A 17,531-nucleotide genomic window follows, 5' to 3' on the forward strand; every position below is an offset into this window, starting at 1 on the left:
ACTTTGGTGTGTGAAAAAAAAGTAATTGATATGCAAAATGAACTTGTTACCGACGCTACCTTGGTTAGCAATTATATAAAAGGAGATGAAAAAGCCTTAGAAACTCTTATTGTAAGGCACAAACAAAAAATCTATAGTTTTATTTATTCTAAAGTTTACGATAGAGATGTTGCTGAAGATATTTTTCAGGACACTTTTATTAAAGTTATTCGTACGCTTAAACGTGGGGCTTATAATGAAGAAGGTAAGTTTTTACCTTGGGTTATGCGTATTTCTCATAATTTAGTCATTGACTTCTTTAGAAAAAGTAATAGAATGCCAAAATTTGACAATTCTGGTGAGTTTAGTATTTTTTCTGTTTTAAGCGATTCGAGTTTAAATGCGGAAAAAACCATTATTAAAGAGCAGGTTGAAAATGATGTTAGACGTTTGGTTGATAAATTGCCAGAAGATCAAAGGGAAGTATTGCTTTTGCGTATTTATAACGATATGAGTTTTAAGGAGATATCGGATAAAACAGGGGTAAGTATTAATACGGCTTTAGGAAGAATGCGTTATGCGTTAATTAATTTACGTAAAATAATAGATAAACATAATATTGTTTTAACCAATTAGGCAATAATTTAATTTTTAAGCCGTTATCTTATAAAATCCGTTAAATATAAGACATGGCAAAAATTTACTCTGAAAATTCTATTAACAAGATGAATAATCTTGAACCGAAAGAAGAAACGGTTAATTTTCTTCTAAGTTACTCAAAGGCTTTAAGTGTTATTGATTATAATAAAATGAAGTTTGAAGCGCTTCTAAATTAAGTTTTCGAAAGTCCTGATATTAAATTATCAGGACTTTTTTTGTTTATAATAGTCGCTCAAAACAGTTTGTCTACCTATTGTTTTAGTGATGATATCCTTTTCTAGATCCCAGCCTCTGGCAGGTGAATATTCTCTACCATACCAAATAATTTGTAAATGCAAGTCGTTCCATAGGTCTTTAGGGAATAATCTTTTAGCGTCTTTTTCGGTTTGAATAACGTTTTTTCCATTTGTTAAGTTCCATCTATACATAAGTCTATGTATATGAGTGTCAACTGGAAATGCCGGAACGCCAAAGGCTTGAGAGATTACTACACTTGCCGTTTTGTGTCCTACAGCAGGTAGTTCTTCAAGTGCCTCCAAATCATTTGGAACTTTTCCATCATGCTTATCGATAAGGATATGCGATAGGCCATGAATGCCTTTGCTTTTCATTGGGGAAAGGCCAACGGGTTTTATAATTTCTCTAATTTCTTCCACTGAAAGTTTAATCATGTCATACGGATTATCAGCTTCTTTAAATAATAATGGTGTAATTTGATTTACGCGAACATCTGTGCTTTGCGCAGACATTAACACTGCAATTAATAACGTGTATGGGTCTTTATGATCTAAAGGAATGGGGATTTCAGGATAAAGATCGTTTAAGGTTTTTATAACAAATTCAACCTTTTCTTGTTTAGTCATAAATCGTATTTTTGTTAAAAATCAAAGTTAAGACTATGAAAACATTAAAGCAAGGTGAATCGGTTCCAGATTTCACATCAAAAGACGAACAAGGAAATACGATTTCGCTAAGTGATTATAAAGGAAAGAAACTAATTGTTTTTTTCTATCCTAAGGCAAGTACGCCAGGTTGTACTAATGAAGCCTGTAACTTAAGAGATAACTATGAAACACTTCAAGCTGAAGGTTATGAGTTGTTAGGTGTTAGTGCAGATTCTGAAAAACGACAAACAAACTTTAAAGCCAAATATAAGTTTCCATTTCCTTTATTAGCAGACGAAGATAAAACGGTAATTAATGCTTTTGGAGTTTGGGGACCTAAGAAATTTATGGGTAGAGAATATGACGGTATTCACAGGAAAACATTTTTAATTGATGAAAATGGTATTGTGGATCGTGTTATTGATAAGGTGAAAACAAAGGATCATGCTGCTCAAATACTAGAGTGATACTAAGCTATATTGTTATAAATTGAAAATCCCGTAAAATTTATGTTTTACGGGATTTTTTAAAATATGATAATATGAGTTTATTTTCTTTTCCTACTTAAGGTTAATGGTTTTCGGGTGTAACCAAATAAGCGGTAATCTTTAATAAGTTCTGCAGTGCCTTCTGGAACCATATCTTCCCAACCGCGTTCTCCGCTATTAATCATTTGTAAAATTTCTCGTGAAAAAATATTCATGATTTTAGGGTCGTAATCTGTAATGTCAATTACCTTACCATTGTATTTAAAGAATTTGTACAATTCTTTCATTCTTGGGTAAACCTTCAAGTTTTCACTTGTAATTAATTCTCCCGTTTTAGGGTCAAGCATTGGGTATAAGTAAACTTTTAAATCTTTAAAGAATAGTTTTCCAAAGGCTTCTAAAATTCCACCGCTAATGTGTCGGTAGTATTTTTCATCGAAAATATCCACTAAATTACTAACACCCATAGCGAGTCCCATTCTTGCTTTGGTGTAGTTTGAAAAGTATTCTACTACTTTGTAGTATTCCTGGAAGTTAGATATCATAACCGAATGACCTATAGAGCATAACAAATCTGCACGATCTATGAAATCTTGTTCGTCAATTTCTCCTTCAGCACGTAAATTTGATAGTGTAATTTCAAAAACTACGACCGTTTTGTTAACATCAACTTTATTTTCTTTAATAAACATGTCGTATGATTTCTCATACATCTCCATGTTTACTTTAGTTACTGGTCTGAAACTTCCGCGAAGCGCTAAAATGTTTTTTTTGTAGAATACTTTTGCTGGTAAAACATTTGTTCCGTCTGGTCCAAACATTACGGCATCGGTCATGCCATTTTTTACCAACTGCAAACTCATTAATCGGTTGTCTACATTATTGAATACAGGCCCCGAAAAGTTTATAGTATCAATTTCTAGACGGTCTTTATCTAAATGATCATAAAGATAACGCAGTAGTTTTTTAGGCTCGTTGTATTTATAAAAGGCGCCGTAAATTAAATTTGTACCTAGAATCCCTAAAGTTTCTTGTTGCAGTCTCGCATCAGTTTCTTTAAAGCGTAGGTGTAAAATAATCTCGTTGTATTCTGCTCCAGCTTCAACTTGATATTTAATTCCTACCCAACCGTGACCTTTAAATTGCTTAGCGAAATCGATGGTAGCAACTGTATTGGCGTAGGTGAAGAAAATTTTATTCGGATTTTTTTCACGGGTTAACCTGTTTTCCATCAAGCTCATTTCGTGAGCAAGCATTTTGCGTAAACGAGCTTCTGTTACATAACGTCCGTCGTCTTCAGCGCCATAAATGGCATCACTAAAATCTTTATCATACGCAGACATTGCCTTTGCAATAGTACCAGATGCACCACCCGCTCTAAAAAAATGTCGACAGGTTTCTTGTCCTGCGCCAATTTCGGCAAAAGTTCCGTAAATATTTTCGTTTAAATTGATGCGAAGTGCTTTAGATTTTAATGAAGGAATATCATCAAACTCTTTATCTCCTTTAATGGTAATTTCCATATGAAAACAAGTTATATCGTGTCATACAAAGGTATCAAATAAGTGTAGCAAACAAAAAAATAACCTTATTTTTGGCTAAAAATTATCAAATTTTGAAAATAACGTTTCTCGGTACAGGTACATCGCAAGGAATCCCCATTATAGGGAGCGACCATCCGGTTTGTAAAAGTTCAAACCCTAAAGATAAGCGTTTACGAGTGTCTGTATTAATAGAAAGTAGCGGTTATAATTATGTAATTGATTGTGGTCCAGATTTTAGATATCAAATGCTGCGTGCCGAATGTGAAAGAATAGATGCGATAATTTTCACCCATGAACATTCAGACCATGTGATGGGCTTGGATGATATTCGTCCTTTTTATTTCAAACAAGGCAATATTTCAATTTATGCGCACAAACGCGTATTAAAAGCTTTAAAGCAGCGATTTGATTATATTTTTGCTACAAAAAATAAATATCCAGGTGCACCATCGTTAAATGTGCATCGTATAAAGAACAAATCGTTTCGTTTATGTGAAGAGGTTGTAGTGCCAATAAAAGGTATGCATGCCGATTTGGAGGTTTTTGGTTATCGTTTTAATGAGTTTGCATATTTAACCGATATGAAATTTGTTTCGGAAAAAGAAATAGAAAAGCTAAAAGGCGTGAAGGTGTTAGTGGTTAACGCATTGCGAATTGAGCCGCATCATTCACATTTTAATTTAGAAGAAGCTTTAAGTTTTATAGAAAAGGTAAACCCAGAAAAAGCTTACTTAACACATATTAGTCATTTATTGGGGTTTCATGATGATGTTGAAAAAACGTTACCAGATCATGTGTCTTTAGCTTATGATGGCTTAGAATTAACAATTTAAAAATTTTTAAAATGAAGCAAAAAATTTTCATGTATTTATTCGTTTTTGCAAGTTTACTGGTGTTGTTTCAGTATGTAAATGCAAAGAATGTTTTTGAAGATATTGACAAGAAACTGGTTAGTAGTAGAACGCAGTTGAAAAAATATAAAGATTCGGTAGCTGTTTTACATGATGAGATTTTGAAAGTCTCTCATTTTAATTTGGATAGAAATGAAGATGCGATTACCTACTTTGAAAACGAAGGTTATAAAATTGATGAACTCATTCCTTTTATAAAAGATGAACTTTATAAGTTAAATGAAGTTAAAGGGGAGCATCCGCTTATACCTTATGCTTCAAGTGAGGGAAGGAAAATGATGCTAAACACCGTTAAATTGTTAAATCATAAATGGATTATTGTTGATTTTTCAGATGGTGAGTTTTGGGGGGAATTACTTTTAACTTATGAAATTATAGAAGATAAGGAATTGAAGTTTAATCTCGTTGAGCACTTTCTTTATCCGCTTCAATAAAATTAATTCATGATATAAGCAGTGCCTTGTTGTTTTTTAGTTTCCCCTACATACGAGTATTCGTAAGTATAGGACGAGTCGGTTGTTGTTAATATTTTTAAATGAATATCCTTGCGCTCGGCCATATTCTTTGGGTTTATGGTTTTAAAAACGACTTCACAATCATTTATCCAGCGTAAATTAGAAGAATCAATTTTCTTGTCATATTTCTCTACTTGAATGTTTTTGTCTCTTTTAAAGGTAGATTTAAACACCACGCCATCTATAGTAACCTCACTATAAAACTCGCCAATTTGATAAGGCTTACAGTCTCTAGCTTTCTCATAGCAGCTACACAAAACAAAAAGTAAAATAAGGGGGAGGAATCGCATAAAAATGTTTTCAGCAAAATTAGTAAAGAATACGCTTAATTCATGTAGTTTTTAAAAGTTCCGTCAGAATAAAAAATCACAATCCGATCAATGGTTTTGCCTTCAGTAGGAAGGTTGTGTGTTTTGTGTTCTGCAATTTCTTCAAAATTAAAATTTGTTTGCGGATTTTGAGATTTACGATTCTCAGGCTTCGGAAGTTTTTCTTCGCTCTGAGGAAATTCGCCTTTACCATTTAACAACCAATATAAATTCACTTCAGGAAAAGAGGATAGGATTTTAAGAACAAAATCTAAACTGGGTTTATTTCTTCCTGAAAGGATATGAGAAATACTAGAGCGCTGTACATCTATCTTTTCAGCAAAAGAAGAAGCCGACTCGCCATAATAATCCATGACTTTTTGAAGTCGTTTAATGAAATCTTCGTTGTTTACCATTGTAAATTGTTTTTTAGTAAAACTCTGTTACAAATGTAATGATTTATATGGAATTACATTTTAACAATGCAGATTAAGGTAATACATTGTATAATTAACTATTTAAGTAAGCGTATTTAACTAACTGAAAAACAAATAAATATATAATTTGTATCATATTTGTTTGTAATCTTAAATTTCTTGTATTAAAACACCTTTAAAACCGTTTATTAATGTAAACTTTTTACCTGATTTTGCTGTTTACATTTGTAATAAACTAAATGTTTACATTTGTAACCTAAATAAAAAGCATGAAAATAGAAGATATAAAATCCTTGTTTTTAAAATACAAAGCGGCAGACTTACATGGTCGATATATTACTAACCAACATATAGAACCGTTACTATCTAAATTACCTAAAGAAGCTACAGTAAATATTATAGGACGTTCTGTTCAGGATAAACCTATATATAGTATAAAAGTTGGTCGAGGGAAAAAGCGTTTATTATTATGGTCACAAATGCACGGTAATGAATCGACAACGACTAAAGCTCTTTTTGATTTATTAAACACGCTATTGCTTGATCATTCGTCTCTTAAACATCTTTTAGAGGCTTGTACTTTATATATTATTCCAATTTTAAACCCTGACGGTGCAGCAGCTTATACACGTATAAATGCTAATGAAGTTGATTTGAATAGAGACGCACAGAACTTAACACAACCTGAAAGTCGTGTATTACGTGCTATCTTTAATGAATTTAAACCTCATTTTTGCTATAATTTACATGGACAGCGCACAATTTTTAGTGCAGGAAATACGAATAAGTCGGCTACAGTGTCTTTTTTAACACCTGCAGAAGATGAAGCTTGTACTGTTACACAACAACGAAAGGTTTCTATGGAGGTTATTGCGGTTATGAATGCCACTTTACAAGAAGTGATCCCTGGTCAAGTTGGGGTATATGACGATGCTTTTAATATTAATTGTGTAGGAGATACGTTCCAGAGTGAAAATGTACCAACGATATTATTCGAATCGGGACATTTTCATGCAGATTACGATCGTGAGAAAACAAGAGAGCTCATTTATATGTCTTATGTAGTATCGTTAAATTACATAGCTAAAAACGATGTTACAGGTGCTCATTATAAGCCTTATTTAGATATTCCTGAAAATGAAAAACTCTTTTTTGATATTATTATTCGAAACGCTTTGGTTGATGGAGTGGTAGTTGACCTGGGAATCCAATATCAAGAGTTGTTAAATGGTGAAATATTAGAATTTATACCTAAAATACTGAAAATTGAAAAACTTGAAGGATTTTACGGGCATAAAGAAATAGAAGCTCATGGTAATGAGGTGCTTAATGAAATTGGTGAACGATTAGAAATTGATAGCGAAAACGTTTTAGTTCAAATAAAAGGCGAAAAAGTGTTGTTGAAAACAAAATAAATCACACAATTCATATATTATCTTTAAAGAAAATGTATTAATTTTGCTGTATATTTAAGAATAGTTAATTATGGGTAAAATAAAATTAGACGAAATAGATCATCAAATTCTTGACATGTTAATTGATAACACAAGAATTCCATTTACAGATATAGCTAAAAAATTATTAATTTCTGCAGGAACCGTTCATGTTCGTGTAAAAAAGATGGAGGAATCTGGGATTATTAAAGGTTCGTCATTGATGTTAGACTACAAAAAATTAGGGTATTCTTTTATAGCCTATGTTGGTGTTTATCTAAATAATACCTCTCAAACAAAATTTGTTTTAGAGCGTATTAATGAAATTGCTTATGTCACTGTAGCGCATATCACAACAGGGAAATTTAATATTTTCTGTAAAATTAGAGCTAGAAGTACAGAGCACGCCAAAGAAGTTATCTTTTTATTAGATGATATTGAAGGTGTTTATAGAACAGAAACAATGATTTCCTTAGAGGAAAGTATAAACGATAAAAAACGTTTAATGCATTCTATTTTTAATGAAATGTAATTAATAAAACATTTAGTATATAAAAAAAGCCCTTTTAAAGGGTTTTTTTATGAAAATAAGTTTCTTTTTTAAGTATAAAAAAAAGGTTTTATATGGCCACTTTTGTTTTATCGTTTGATTTAATCATCCTAGCAGGATTTCCAGCCATTACAGCATAATCAGGAACTTTTTTAAAGATAACAGAACCTGCTCCTACAAGAGCTTCAGCGCCAATGCCTTCAACGCCTGTCATTACTGTTGATCCAATCCCAAAGTAGGCCATATTACCAATTTTTAAACTGGCACCAATATTTACGCCAGACGACATAAATACGCCATTACCAATGGTATTATGGTGACCAATAGTGGTACCCATATTAACCATGAAGTAATCACCAATGGTTGTATGTGGCATAATATAGTTCCCTGGAAGCATATAGTTTGCTTCTCCTAAAACAACATCAGGGCCAATAGAAACTGTAGGATGAATAAAGCTAGGGGTATTGTAGCCTTCAGTTTTTAAAGTTGAAAGGTATTTTTGTCTTATAAAATTATCTCCTATAGGGCAATATACATCTGTTATTTCATTTTTTAATTTTTCATCAAATAAGTCAGCATAAGTACCTAAAACATCTATTCCATTAACTTGTTTGCCTTGAAAAGAGTCGGCATCATCAATAAAACCAACAATGTTTACATCTGCTTCTTTTAGGTATGAAGCATATATTTGCCCGTGTGTTCCTGCTCCAATAATTATTGCTTTTTTAGTCATATTTATGAGTTGCTTCCCGTAAAAGGAGTCATGTTTATATTAGCGGATAGATTTACATTTTCTTTTAAAATAACTTTTTTTACTGTTAGTAAAAGAATTTTTAAGTCTGTTTTAAATGACACGTTATTAACGTACCAAACATCTAGATTAAATTTTTTTTCCCACGAAATAGAATTTCGACCGTTAACCTGAGCCCAACCCGAAATGCCTGGTCTAACATTATGTCTTTGTTTTTGGTAATCGTTATATAGAGGTAGATATGTTACTAATAATGGTCTAGGACCAATAAGGCTCATATCTCCCTTTAATACATTTATAAGTTGTGGTATTTCGTCTAAGGAAAGCTTTCTAATTACACTGCCAATTTTAGTAACTCTTAAATGGTAAGGTAATAGGTTACCGTTTTCATCCTTATCATCGGTCATTGACTTAAACTTTATGAGATTAAAACTTTTACCATCCTTTCCGGGTCTTTCATGAATAAAAAATGGATTTCCTTTATATCTAATACTCAAAATTATTGTTAATGCTAAAAAAACAGGGCTAGAAATAAGTAGGCCAAATAATGCAGCGGTAAAATCTAATAGTCTTTTAAAATAATTTTTATACATATAATTAATATCGAATTATAGATTCTTTAAATCAAAGAAACATGCGACCAAAAGTATATTTAATACGATTCTTATCTAAATATTTTCGTTGAAATCCCTATAATTCAATTGAACTACACAAGGCGAAAATATGTTAAATATGCGTGGGAGATTGTCTTTATTATATGATTTTTTTTTCATTAATTGCACTAAGTTTTGTTTTTTGTAGCGTAAATTTCTTACAATTTATTGAGTATTTCTAATGCTCTTGTAGAATTGAAACCTTATAAGAATAATTAAATAATCTATACCAAAAAAGATGAGTAACCATAAAAAATTAGAAAATGCATTTGTGTCAATTTTAGAGATTGATGCTACTAGTATAAACGATGACCTCAAATATCAAAGTATCCCAGAATGGGACTCTATAAATCATATGTTTTTAATAACAGAGTTAGAAAATGTTTTTGATATTGAAATTGATTCTGAAGACATTATTGAAATTAAAAGTTTTGCCGATGCTAAAACTATATTAACAAAATATGGTGTTGCATTTTAATTAAACGACCTCATTTAAAGAACTATTATGATAAGCGAGAATAACTCTAATTTATTTGAATTAATAACAGAAAATAAAAACCTTGTGTTTATTGATGCTAAAGGTGATAAGTCGTTTCATTTAAATGAAATACTTTTACCGGTAGAATCTATTAGTGAGCAATCAAGAAGTTTAGTTTTTTTGTATTTAGATACAAATATTGATGCTTTGGCGGTCTATTTTAGTTTTCTAAAGAGTGATCATGCACTTGTTTTATTAAGTGATAGTATAGATATAAAGCTTAAAGAAAACTTAGAAAAAGAGTATGAGCCCACTATCATTTACGATGCTAATCGAGAAACGCCTTCAGGATATCAACCAAAGGAGGTTTTAGGTGATGTTGTTCATTTGGAGTTATTTGTGAATGAAAATTTTAATACTGAAATTCATGACAATATTAAAATATTACTTTCAACTTCAGGAACAACAGGGTCTCCAAAACTAGTAAAGCTTTCAGCAGATAATATTCTTCAAAATGCCTTATCAATTTGTGATTATTTGCCTATTAATTCTAAAGATGTAACACCTATTAATTTGCCGTTGCACTATTCATACGGGTTATCAGTTTTACATTCTAATGCGTTATTGTCAGGAACTATAGTTTGTGGTTTGCCAGATGTGCTTGACAGGAATTTTTGGAAATTATTAAGTAAGTATGGCTTTTCATCAATAGCGGGGGTGCCTTTTATTTATGAGATGTTAAACCGAATTGGATTTTTGAAAAAAGAATACCCATCCTTAAAATATATAAGTCAAGCTGGAGGAAATTTAAGTAAGAATATTAAAGAAGCGTTTAATAATTATTGCTTGCAACGTGATATTAATTTTTTTGTTATGTATGGCCAAACTGAAGCTACAGCAAGAATTTCTTATGTTCCAACTTCCGAATTAAAAAACAATATAACATCTATCGGGATTCCTATTAAAAATGGTAAAATAACCATTGACAAAGAAACAGAAGAACTTTTATATTCGGGTCCTAATGTCTTTGGAGGGTATGCAACTGGTAGAGCCGATTTGTCTATATGGGAAGATATTAAGGAACTAAAAACAGGAGATTTAGCTTATAAGGATGCTTCAGGTTTTTATCACATAAAAGGGAGACTTAAACGCATTGTGAAAGTCTTTGGGAATCGAGTGAATTTAGATGAAATAGAAGCATTTATTAAATCGTCTTTAAATACTAGTTTATTAGCCTGTACCGGTATTGATGATAAAATTATACTCATTGCGCATTGTAATAATACGATTGATGAACCAAAATTAAAAAAGTTAATTTTTGAAACATATAAAATTCAAGGTTCAGCCATAAAGTTTAAGTTTTTTGAGGTATTGCCGGTTAACAAAAATGATAAGATTGATTATAAGGCCATTAGTGCATCATTCTTAGGAGCTTAAAAACTTAAATTTTTCCAATATATAATAGATTTAGATAGATGAATCAACTGAAAGAGAAAATTAAGACACATGATATAAAGGTCTTGTTTACAGATTATTATGATACGTTAGTTCATAGAGAGGTGCATCCGAATAATACCATTAGGATTTGGTCTAAAATCATGATTAATGAGTTGGGGTTAGATATTTCTATCGATCACTTGTACTTTATTTATAAAGAATCTATCGCGTATTTGGTTAATGTTCTTAAAACCGACCGCAATGAATTATCATATGTTATGGTACAGGATGAAATATTCAATCGTCTTAATAATGCCAATGTATTAGGTGATCATCAAAAAGAAGTATTTATTCAACTTTTTGAAAAAGCGCATTTAAGGTCTGAAGTTAACGTGCAGAAATTAAATCCAAATACGTTAGGCGTTATAAAAGAATTTAAGGAAAAAGGAGGGAAGGTATATCTACTTTCAGACTTCTACGGACCAACATCTTTATTTATAAAATTGCTTGACCATCATAAAATTTCACATCTTTTTGATGGGGTCTATAGTTCTTCAACTGTTGGGAAAAGCAAACATACAGGTACGATTTACAAGCAGGTCCTTACAGAATTAAATCTTGATCCTAATCAAGTTCTTATGATGGGAGATAATGAAAGAAGCGATTTTAAAAATGCTGAAAAAGCAGGTCTGCATGCCTACCTTTTGCCACATGACGCCTATTTAAGAAAAAACAAATGGAATAGTTTTGGGGATGATAGCAGAAAATTAAAAAAAGTCACTTCTCAAATTTATAGCCTTTGTAATAAAAAAAGTGCGACACCTTACACAGAGTATGCTATTTCGTATCACTTTTTTGTAGAGCGACTTTATATTCATTGTAAAAAAAATAATATTAAAAGTTTGTTCTTTTTGTCGCGTGAAGGGTTGTTTTTAAAACGTCTTTTCGATTCGTATTTAGAATTTCATCAAATAGATAAAGGTTTTACAATTAGATCCCATTATTTAAAAATATCGCGACAAGCCTCGTTACAAATAGCACTTAACCCTATTGAAGAAGAAGAGTTTAAGTATTTAAACCAAAAATATAAATCGGTATTGAGTATTTACGAATTTTTAACCTTTTTTAATTTAGAAGAAGCTGTTAAAGTAAGTATAGTAGAGAGTTTAGAATTTGATAAAGATCAATTAGTAGAAGGTTTTTTTACTTCTGAAATTTTCAAAACACTTAAGCAAAACGAGATATTTAAAGAAGCATACGAAGCTCATAGACTTTCTAATAAAACCGTTTTTTCTGAATATATAAACTCTTTTAATGAAGATATAGAGACTGATGGTATTCATGTTGTTGATATTGGTTGGGGAGGTACCATGCAGGAAGCTATTTATAATTTTTACGATAGTAAAATAAAAGTCACTGGATTGTATTTAGGAGTGAGTAAAATTTATACGATTACGCCAGATACCAAACGTTATGGTTTGAATTTTTCCGTGTTGCCTTTTGAAAATTATAACACACATATTTTAAGAGCAAATGCCCAATTATATGAGCAATTTTCTGGAGCAGGACATGGTTGTTGTGTTGAGTATAAAAAGAATGAAGCAGGTTATACTATAGAGCATTATGATACGAACGAAAAGTGGTTGTACGATAACCATATTGGAAGTCATCAAGACGATATGTTTAAGGTTCATCAGTTGCTTTTAGAGAAGCTTAAAAATATTTGTTACAACCAGGATATGGTTGGAAATGCGTTAAATTATGTGGCGTTAAATTCTGGTTTAATACAAAACTCTAGAAAAATCAAGTTTTTAGACACATTAAATGAAGGGTATTTTCAAAACATTAGCATTAAAAAAACAGGTATAGATTATGAAGTTCCTGAAAATTTAATGACTATTAAAACCTTAATAAGTTTCCTAATTACACCAGAAATTTATTTTCGCTATTTGGTGAAATTAAAACGCAAGCTTTATGCTAAAAATAAAGTAATTGCATATTTATTTCCTTCATTTTTAATTTATGGCTACTATGTTTTTAACAAATACATTAGGTTTAAAGTGCTTAAAAACACTTCGTTGCTTAAATATAATTACTTAAGGTAAATTTAGTAGTTTAATTAAGGCTTTTGTATTCAGATAATAAAGCGTCCCAAACAACGTGTTTGTTGTAGTTGGAAACAATCATATCTCTACAAACACCCTTATTGTAGATTAATTTACCTTCAAATATTTGAAGCATTTTTTGGTAAAGTGCTTCGGTATTTTTTACAGGAATAATACTACCGTTTTTGTCTTCAGATATTATCTCATTACAGCCATTAATATCACTTACAATTGCTGGAATTCCCATGGCTCCAGCTTGCATGACTACATTAGGAAACCCTTCTCTATAACTAGGGAAAGTTAAAACATTAGAAATAGCAAAATAGGGACGAACATCGGTTACATGTCCTGTAGAAATTATTTGGTTATTACTTTCAATTAACGCTAAAGTATCTTTGTGTAACGGATCTAAATCGTTTTCATAACGTCCAACGAGTAAGAGTTTTACCGAAGATTCTTTTTTACTAATTTTATCAAAAGCTCGAACCAATTCATTAACACCTTTATCTGTAACAATACGCCCCAAAAAAATATAGACATAATCTGTATCTAGAATTCCTAACTCGCTTTTTAGTTTTTGTTTTTCGGCGGTATCAATTAAATCAGGATTAAAAATATCAATGTCGATACCGTTAGAACTTCCGTTGGCGATAACTTTTAGTTTAGATTTTGTCGTGAATTTATTGTCCAAAATGATGTTTTCAAGACCATAAGAATTGGGGTATATTTTAGTAGCGCAAGAATAGGTAAGTGTTTCAACAGCATTCAATACAGTTCTTTTTACTCCTGTAGCTTCCACAAGAGGTAAACCTGCTATGGTGTGCAACCTATGAGGTGTTCCAGATAATTTTGCAGCAATCATGGCTAAAGTTCCTGCTTTTGGGGTGTGAGAGTGAACTATAAATGGTTTTTCTCGCTTAAAAATTTTATAAAGTTGATAAACAGCTATGGTATCTTTGATAGGTGTTATTTTTCTGGTCATTTCCACAGGTACGGTAGTAATACCTTCAACTTTTTCGATGTTTTTAAGTTCGTTGTTATTTCCTGGTGACGCTATTCCTAAAACATTATAATAATTGGACATGAAATTTAATTGTCCTTTAAGTAATCCTCCTAAAGAGGAAGGTACCGTAGTTATTCTTATAATTAATTTGGGCATGGATTATTCAAGTTATTAAGGTTGTTATCTAAACAAATATAGAAAAGTAATAAGTGGAACGATTAAGCTTTAGACCAAATACAAATTAAGTCGTTATTGATACAAGTTCTTAAATTTTATTAATAGCGAAACATTCAATCACTTTTAGTTCATTTCATTTTTAAAACACTCAAGCTCGTACTTTTATAAACACTTATAATTTACTTAATTGTTGTTTTGATATTTATTAAACAGAAACTTGAAGTCTTTGAGGAAGGGGCTTTTCTTGTAACGTTTATTCAAATATAATATTAGTATTAAAACGAATACCTCTAGAATTAGACATGTCTATTTTTGATATTAGTTAACATTTGTCAGTTGAACTAAAAAACATGTTATTACGACGGTTTTGATTGTTTATTCATATATGAAAAATTAGTTTTAGCATATTATAAAGAAGCAACATGTATACATCTGTAATATCATATTTAGAAAAAAATGAAAACATTTCTACTGTTTTCATAGATTATTTTGACACAATAATTCACACAAAGGTTCATACAGATAATATCATAAGAATTTGGGCTAAAATTATGATTAGAGAAACTGGCCTGAATCTTTCTATTAATGAATTGTTCCTGATAAGAAAAGAATGTTCATCATACTTAGCAGATGTATTAAAAGTGGACCATCATAAAGTGCCCTATGAAAGTCTTGTTGAAGAGGTTGTAAATAGGATGATGTGCTCTGGTTATTTGGAGCCAATTAAAGTGAAATTGTTTAAAAATAATTTTGAACCTGCCATAATTAAGGCAGAACAAAATGTACAATATTTAAATGCAGATGTTGTAGAAACATTAGAGGTTTTAAAGCAAAGAGGTATTAAAATTTATTTAGTTTCTGATTATTTTGCTTCCATAGAAGTTTTAATAAATCTTTTAAAGCATCATAGAATCTTTAATTATTTTGATGAAGTATTTACATCCTCCTCACAACAATTAAGCAAAAGGTCTGGTGATATCTATCCTTCAATATTAAAAAAATTATCCTTAAAAGGATCAAATGTATTAATGATTGGAGATAATATTATTAGTGATTTTAAAAACTCAAAATCAAATGGCCTACATGCCATTTTATTACCGCACAAGAAATACTTGAAAAAAAATAAAATAAATAATTTCGGTAATGATAATAAAGATTATAAGAAATTAATTTCTACTTATCATGCTAAATGTAAAGATAAAAAGGCCGAACCACTTAGTGAATACATATTAATATATGGAATATTTATAGAGCGTCTTTATGCTAAATGTAAAAGAGATAATATTAAAAATTTATTCTTTTTATCTCGAGAAGGCAAGTTTTTAAAAAAACTATTCGATAGGTATCAAGAATATCATGCGCTTGAGAAATCTAACCTTATTAACACTCATTATTTAAGAATTTCTAGACAAGCCTCTTTCCAGTTTTCGTTTAAACCTATAAATGAAGAAGAATTTAAATATCTTAAGGTAAAATTCCCAAATATTTCAGTTGAAATATTTCTTAATCATTTTGATTTTCCAGAGAAAAATAAAACAAAAATAAAAGCATTACTTAATTGTGATTGTGAAGTAGTAATTGAGAGCTTTTTTGAGTCCTCTATGTATAAGGAGTTACTTAAGAACCCTATTTTTATTGAAACTTATGATAATTATAGATTGACGCAAAGAAAAGCGTTCCAAGAGTATATTTACTCTTTTGGTGTTGACTTTGAAAAACAAGGGTTGCATCTTGTTGATATCGGTTGGCGAGGGACAATGCAAGATTCTATTTATAATTTTTTTGATGAATCTATTAATATGACTGGCTATTATTTAGGGTTTAAAAAGGGGTATAATGTAAGTCTTAATAATAAAAATAATAAGTTAGGTCTCGTTTTTAGTATATATCCGGTAAAAAAGTATAGCGATTTCATACTTGATGTTAACTCTCAAATTTATGAGCAACTTCTAGGAGCAAATCATGGAAGTGCCGTAAGTTATAGTTTAATTGCACCAAATTATACAAATGAATCCTTTGAGCCGGTTGAGAAAGCGTTATATTCTAATTATATAAAGAAAACACAAAATTTCAAGTTTAATATATTTAAATCTCTAATTGAGGACTTAGAAAAAGTATGTTATGATGAGCAAATAGTAAATAAATATTTACCTACTTTAATGATGAAAATTGGATTTTTTCCCAATTCAAAGGAATTGATCTTTATGAATGTTTTGAATAAATCGTTGTATAACAATATAGGTAAACATAATATCGGAGTAGAGTATAGCCCCAAAGATGTTGGTAGTTTTAGGGGGGTTACGAAAACCTTTCTATTGAGGCCTGAAAAAACTTTTAGGTATTTTACTAAGCTCAAATTAATGCTTTACAATAAAAATAAAATGTTTGCTTTTTTATTTCCTATGTCATTGATCTTTTATTATTTTAAAATAAATAAATTCTTAAAAACATATTTTTTAAATAGAAGTTTTTATTTTAAATATCTTAAAATAAATTAAATGTATGCGATAGATGCATATTTATTTAAGGTTTGATGAATTTCCGATTTATAGAAAAGGACTAGCGCAAAAATTTTAATTTTTAGTCGAGTGACTAAGCTATTAATTTATTGTGAATCAAATCTTATTACATTTTTTTTATAACCTTGTTATCTAATAATAAAGCATGTACGAGCTTGTTATTGATGTTGTTTCCATTCACTAAAATTGGCCAATTAAGCTTCTGGTTTCAAATTATGTAGTGTCGAGTATCAAGCTTTCTACCTTGCTTGGAGAAAAATGATTTTCCTTAGTGTTTTCTAGATTGTTTTGTTGGTTTTCCTTAATGTACATGGGGTGCTTAATCAATTCTGGATAATTTTATTGGAGGTTAATTGATCTCATCTTAAATAGTATAACGCTGTCTGAAAAGAGGATTGATCGATCTTACAATCTTATATACTTCACGAAGTAACTCTTTAAATGTTGTTAGATATTTTATAGCTAACCTATTGGTTTATAGTATTTCTAATTAACCAATCCGTGTAATTTGTACTACAATTAATAAGTTTTCATAAAATGGAGACTAGCGGTGGCTATTTCGGAGTGATGGTGCCACCTGTTTCGGTCAAACAGTGCCACTTTGAAAGATATTACAATTATATAAAAAAAATAATGTTATTGATTCTTTAAATTTCCTTTTCTTAGAGATTCTCCCTTAAGATCTATGCGATGTGAGGA

18 protein-coding genes are annotated in these 17,531 nt (G+C 30.5%); 11 read left to right on the plus strand and 7 right to left on the minus strand.

Going from position 1 to position 17,531, the window contains the following annotated elements; genetic code table 11:
- Nucleotides 1–30 precede the first annotated feature (30 nt).
- Nucleotides 31–615 carry an RNA polymerase sigma factor gene (locus KO493_RS14865; protein WP_216068776.1) on the plus strand — a complete coding sequence of 195 codons (585 nt, stop codon included), beginning with the start codon at nucleotides 31–33 and terminating at the stop codon, nucleotides 613–615.
- 53 nt (nucleotides 616–668) lie between these two features.
- Nucleotides 669–815, plus strand: coding sequence for a hypothetical protein (locus KO493_RS14870; RefSeq protein WP_216068777.1), 147 nt, complete (start codon nucleotides 669–671; stop codon nucleotides 813–815).
- 27 nt (nucleotides 816–842) lie between these two features.
- On the opposite strand, the gene KO493_RS14875 is transcribed toward KO493_RS14870, so the two are convergent.
- Nucleotides 843–1,502 carry an endonuclease III domain-containing protein gene (locus KO493_RS14875; RefSeq protein WP_216068778.1) on the minus strand — a complete coding sequence of 220 codons (660 nt, stop codon included), beginning with the start codon at nucleotides 1,500–1,502 and terminating at the stop codon, nucleotides 843–845.
- A gap of 35 nt (nucleotides 1,503–1,537) precedes the next feature.
- On the opposite strand from KO493_RS14875, the gene bcp reads away from it, so the two are divergent.
- The gene (gene bcp / locus KO493_RS14880) at nucleotides 1,538–1,990 is read left to right on the plus strand and encodes a thioredoxin-dependent thiol peroxidase (RefSeq protein WP_216068779.1); all 453 of its coding nucleotides are present in this window, start codon (nucleotides 1,538–1,540) and stop codon (nucleotides 1,988–1,990) included.
- A gap of 80 nt (nucleotides 1,991–2,070) precedes the next feature.
- On the opposite strand, the gene KO493_RS14885 is transcribed toward bcp, so the two are convergent.
- Nucleotides 2,071–3,534, minus strand: coding sequence for a TonB-dependent receptor (locus tag KO493_RS14885; protein WP_216068780.1), 1,464 nt, complete (start codon nucleotides 3,532–3,534; stop codon nucleotides 2,071–2,073).
- A 92-nt stretch (nucleotides 3,535–3,626) separates the two neighbouring features.
- On the opposite strand from KO493_RS14885, the gene KO493_RS14890 reads away from it, so the two are divergent.
- On the plus strand, nucleotides 3,627–4,388 hold the full coding sequence (locus tag KO493_RS14890; protein WP_216068781.1) for an MBL fold metallo-hydrolase: 762 nt from the start codon (nucleotides 3,627–3,629) through the stop codon (nucleotides 4,386–4,388).
- Between the two features lie 11 nt (nucleotides 4,389–4,399).
- Nucleotides 4,400–4,900: a hydrolase gene (locus KO493_RS14895; protein ID WP_216068782.1), complete on the plus strand. Its 501-nt coding sequence runs from the start codon at nucleotides 4,400–4,402 to the stop codon at nucleotides 4,898–4,900.
- A gap of 2 nt (nucleotides 4,901–4,902) precedes the next feature.
- Here the strand turns inward: KO493_RS14895 and KO493_RS14900 are convergent, their stop codons facing one another.
- Entirely contained in the window at nucleotides 4,903–5,271 is a 369-nt protein-coding gene (locus KO493_RS14900; protein WP_216068783.1) for a DNA topoisomerase IV, read from the minus strand.
- Between the two features lie 35 nt (nucleotides 5,272–5,306).
- Nucleotides 5,307–5,705: a helix-turn-helix domain-containing protein gene (locus KO493_RS14905; protein WP_216068784.1), complete on the minus strand. Its 399-nt coding sequence runs from the start codon at nucleotides 5,703–5,705 to the stop codon at nucleotides 5,307–5,309.
- 290 nt (nucleotides 5,706–5,995) lie between these two features.
- Between KO493_RS14905 and KO493_RS14910 the strand changes: the two genes are divergently transcribed.
- Both KO493_RS14910 and KO493_RS14915 read left to right on the plus strand, forming a co-directional pair.
- Nucleotides 5,996–7,141: a M14 family zinc carboxypeptidase gene (locus KO493_RS14910; RefSeq protein ID WP_216068785.1), complete on the plus strand. Its 1,146-nt coding sequence runs from the start codon at nucleotides 5,996–5,998 to the stop codon at nucleotides 7,139–7,141.
- A gap of 70 nt (nucleotides 7,142–7,211) precedes the next feature.
- Nucleotides 7,212–7,691 carry an Lrp/AsnC family transcriptional regulator gene (locus KO493_RS14915; RefSeq protein ID WP_067148328.1) on the plus strand — a complete coding sequence of 160 codons (480 nt, stop codon included), beginning with the start codon at nucleotides 7,212–7,214 and terminating at the stop codon, nucleotides 7,689–7,691.
- Nucleotides 7,692–7,779: 88 nt separating this feature from the next.
- Here KO493_RS14915 and KO493_RS14920 read toward each other — a convergent pair whose 3' ends face one another.
- Together KO493_RS14920 and KO493_RS14925 are read right to left on the minus strand one after the other, a co-directional pair.
- Nucleotides 7,780–8,442 carry a NeuD/PglB/VioB family sugar acetyltransferase gene (locus tag KO493_RS14920; RefSeq protein ID WP_216068786.1) on the minus strand — a complete coding sequence of 221 codons (663 nt, stop codon included), beginning with the start codon at nucleotides 8,440–8,442 and terminating at the stop codon, nucleotides 7,780–7,782.
- Nucleotides 8,443–8,444: 2 nt separating this feature from the next.
- Nucleotides 8,445–9,053 (minus strand): sugar transferase, encoded by a 609-nt coding sequence (locus tag KO493_RS14925; RefSeq protein ID WP_216068787.1) that lies wholly within the window; start codon nucleotides 9,051–9,053, stop codon nucleotides 8,445–8,447.
- A 298-nt stretch (nucleotides 9,054–9,351) separates the two neighbouring features.
- Between KO493_RS14925 and KO493_RS14930 the strand changes: the two genes are divergently transcribed.
- Genes KO493_RS14930 through KO493_RS14940 form a run of 3 tightly spaced genes read left to right on the plus strand, consistent with a single transcriptional unit; the run spans nucleotide 9,352 to nucleotide 13,133 of the window.
- On the plus strand, nucleotides 9,352–9,591 hold the full coding sequence (locus KO493_RS14930; RefSeq protein ID WP_216068788.1) for an acyl carrier protein: 240 nt from the start codon (nucleotides 9,352–9,354) through the stop codon (nucleotides 9,589–9,591).
- Nucleotides 9,592–9,618: 27 nt separating this feature from the next.
- The gene (locus tag KO493_RS14935; RefSeq protein ID WP_216068789.1) at nucleotides 9,619–11,028 is read left to right on the plus strand and encodes an AMP-binding protein; all 1,410 of its coding nucleotides are present in this window, start codon (nucleotides 9,619–9,621) and stop codon (nucleotides 11,026–11,028) included.
- 38 nt (nucleotides 11,029–11,066) lie between these two features.
- The gene (locus tag KO493_RS14940; protein ID WP_216068790.1) at nucleotides 11,067–13,133 is read left to right on the plus strand and encodes an HAD family hydrolase; all 2,067 of its coding nucleotides are present in this window, start codon (nucleotides 11,067–11,069) and stop codon (nucleotides 13,131–13,133) included.
- Nucleotides 13,134–13,143: 10 nt separating this feature from the next.
- Here KO493_RS14940 and KO493_RS14945 read toward each other — a convergent pair whose 3' ends face one another.
- Nucleotides 13,144–14,292 (minus strand): glycosyltransferase family 4 protein, encoded by a 1,149-nt coding sequence (locus KO493_RS14945; RefSeq protein ID WP_216068791.1) that lies wholly within the window; start codon nucleotides 14,290–14,292, stop codon nucleotides 13,144–13,146.
- 443 nt (nucleotides 14,293–14,735) lie between these two features.
- Between KO493_RS14945 and KO493_RS14950 the strand changes: the two genes are divergently transcribed.
- Entirely contained in the window at nucleotides 14,736–16,811 is a 2,076-nt protein-coding gene (locus KO493_RS14950; RefSeq protein WP_216068792.1) for an HAD-IA family hydrolase, read from the plus strand.
- Nucleotides 16,812–17,531: the final 720 nt, after the last annotated feature.

This window comes from Pseudotamlana agarivorans (assembly GCF_018860245.1).
GTDB classification, from domain to species: Bacteria; Bacteroidota; Bacteroidia; order Flavobacteriales; family Flavobacteriaceae; genus Pseudotamlana; species Pseudotamlana agarivorans_A.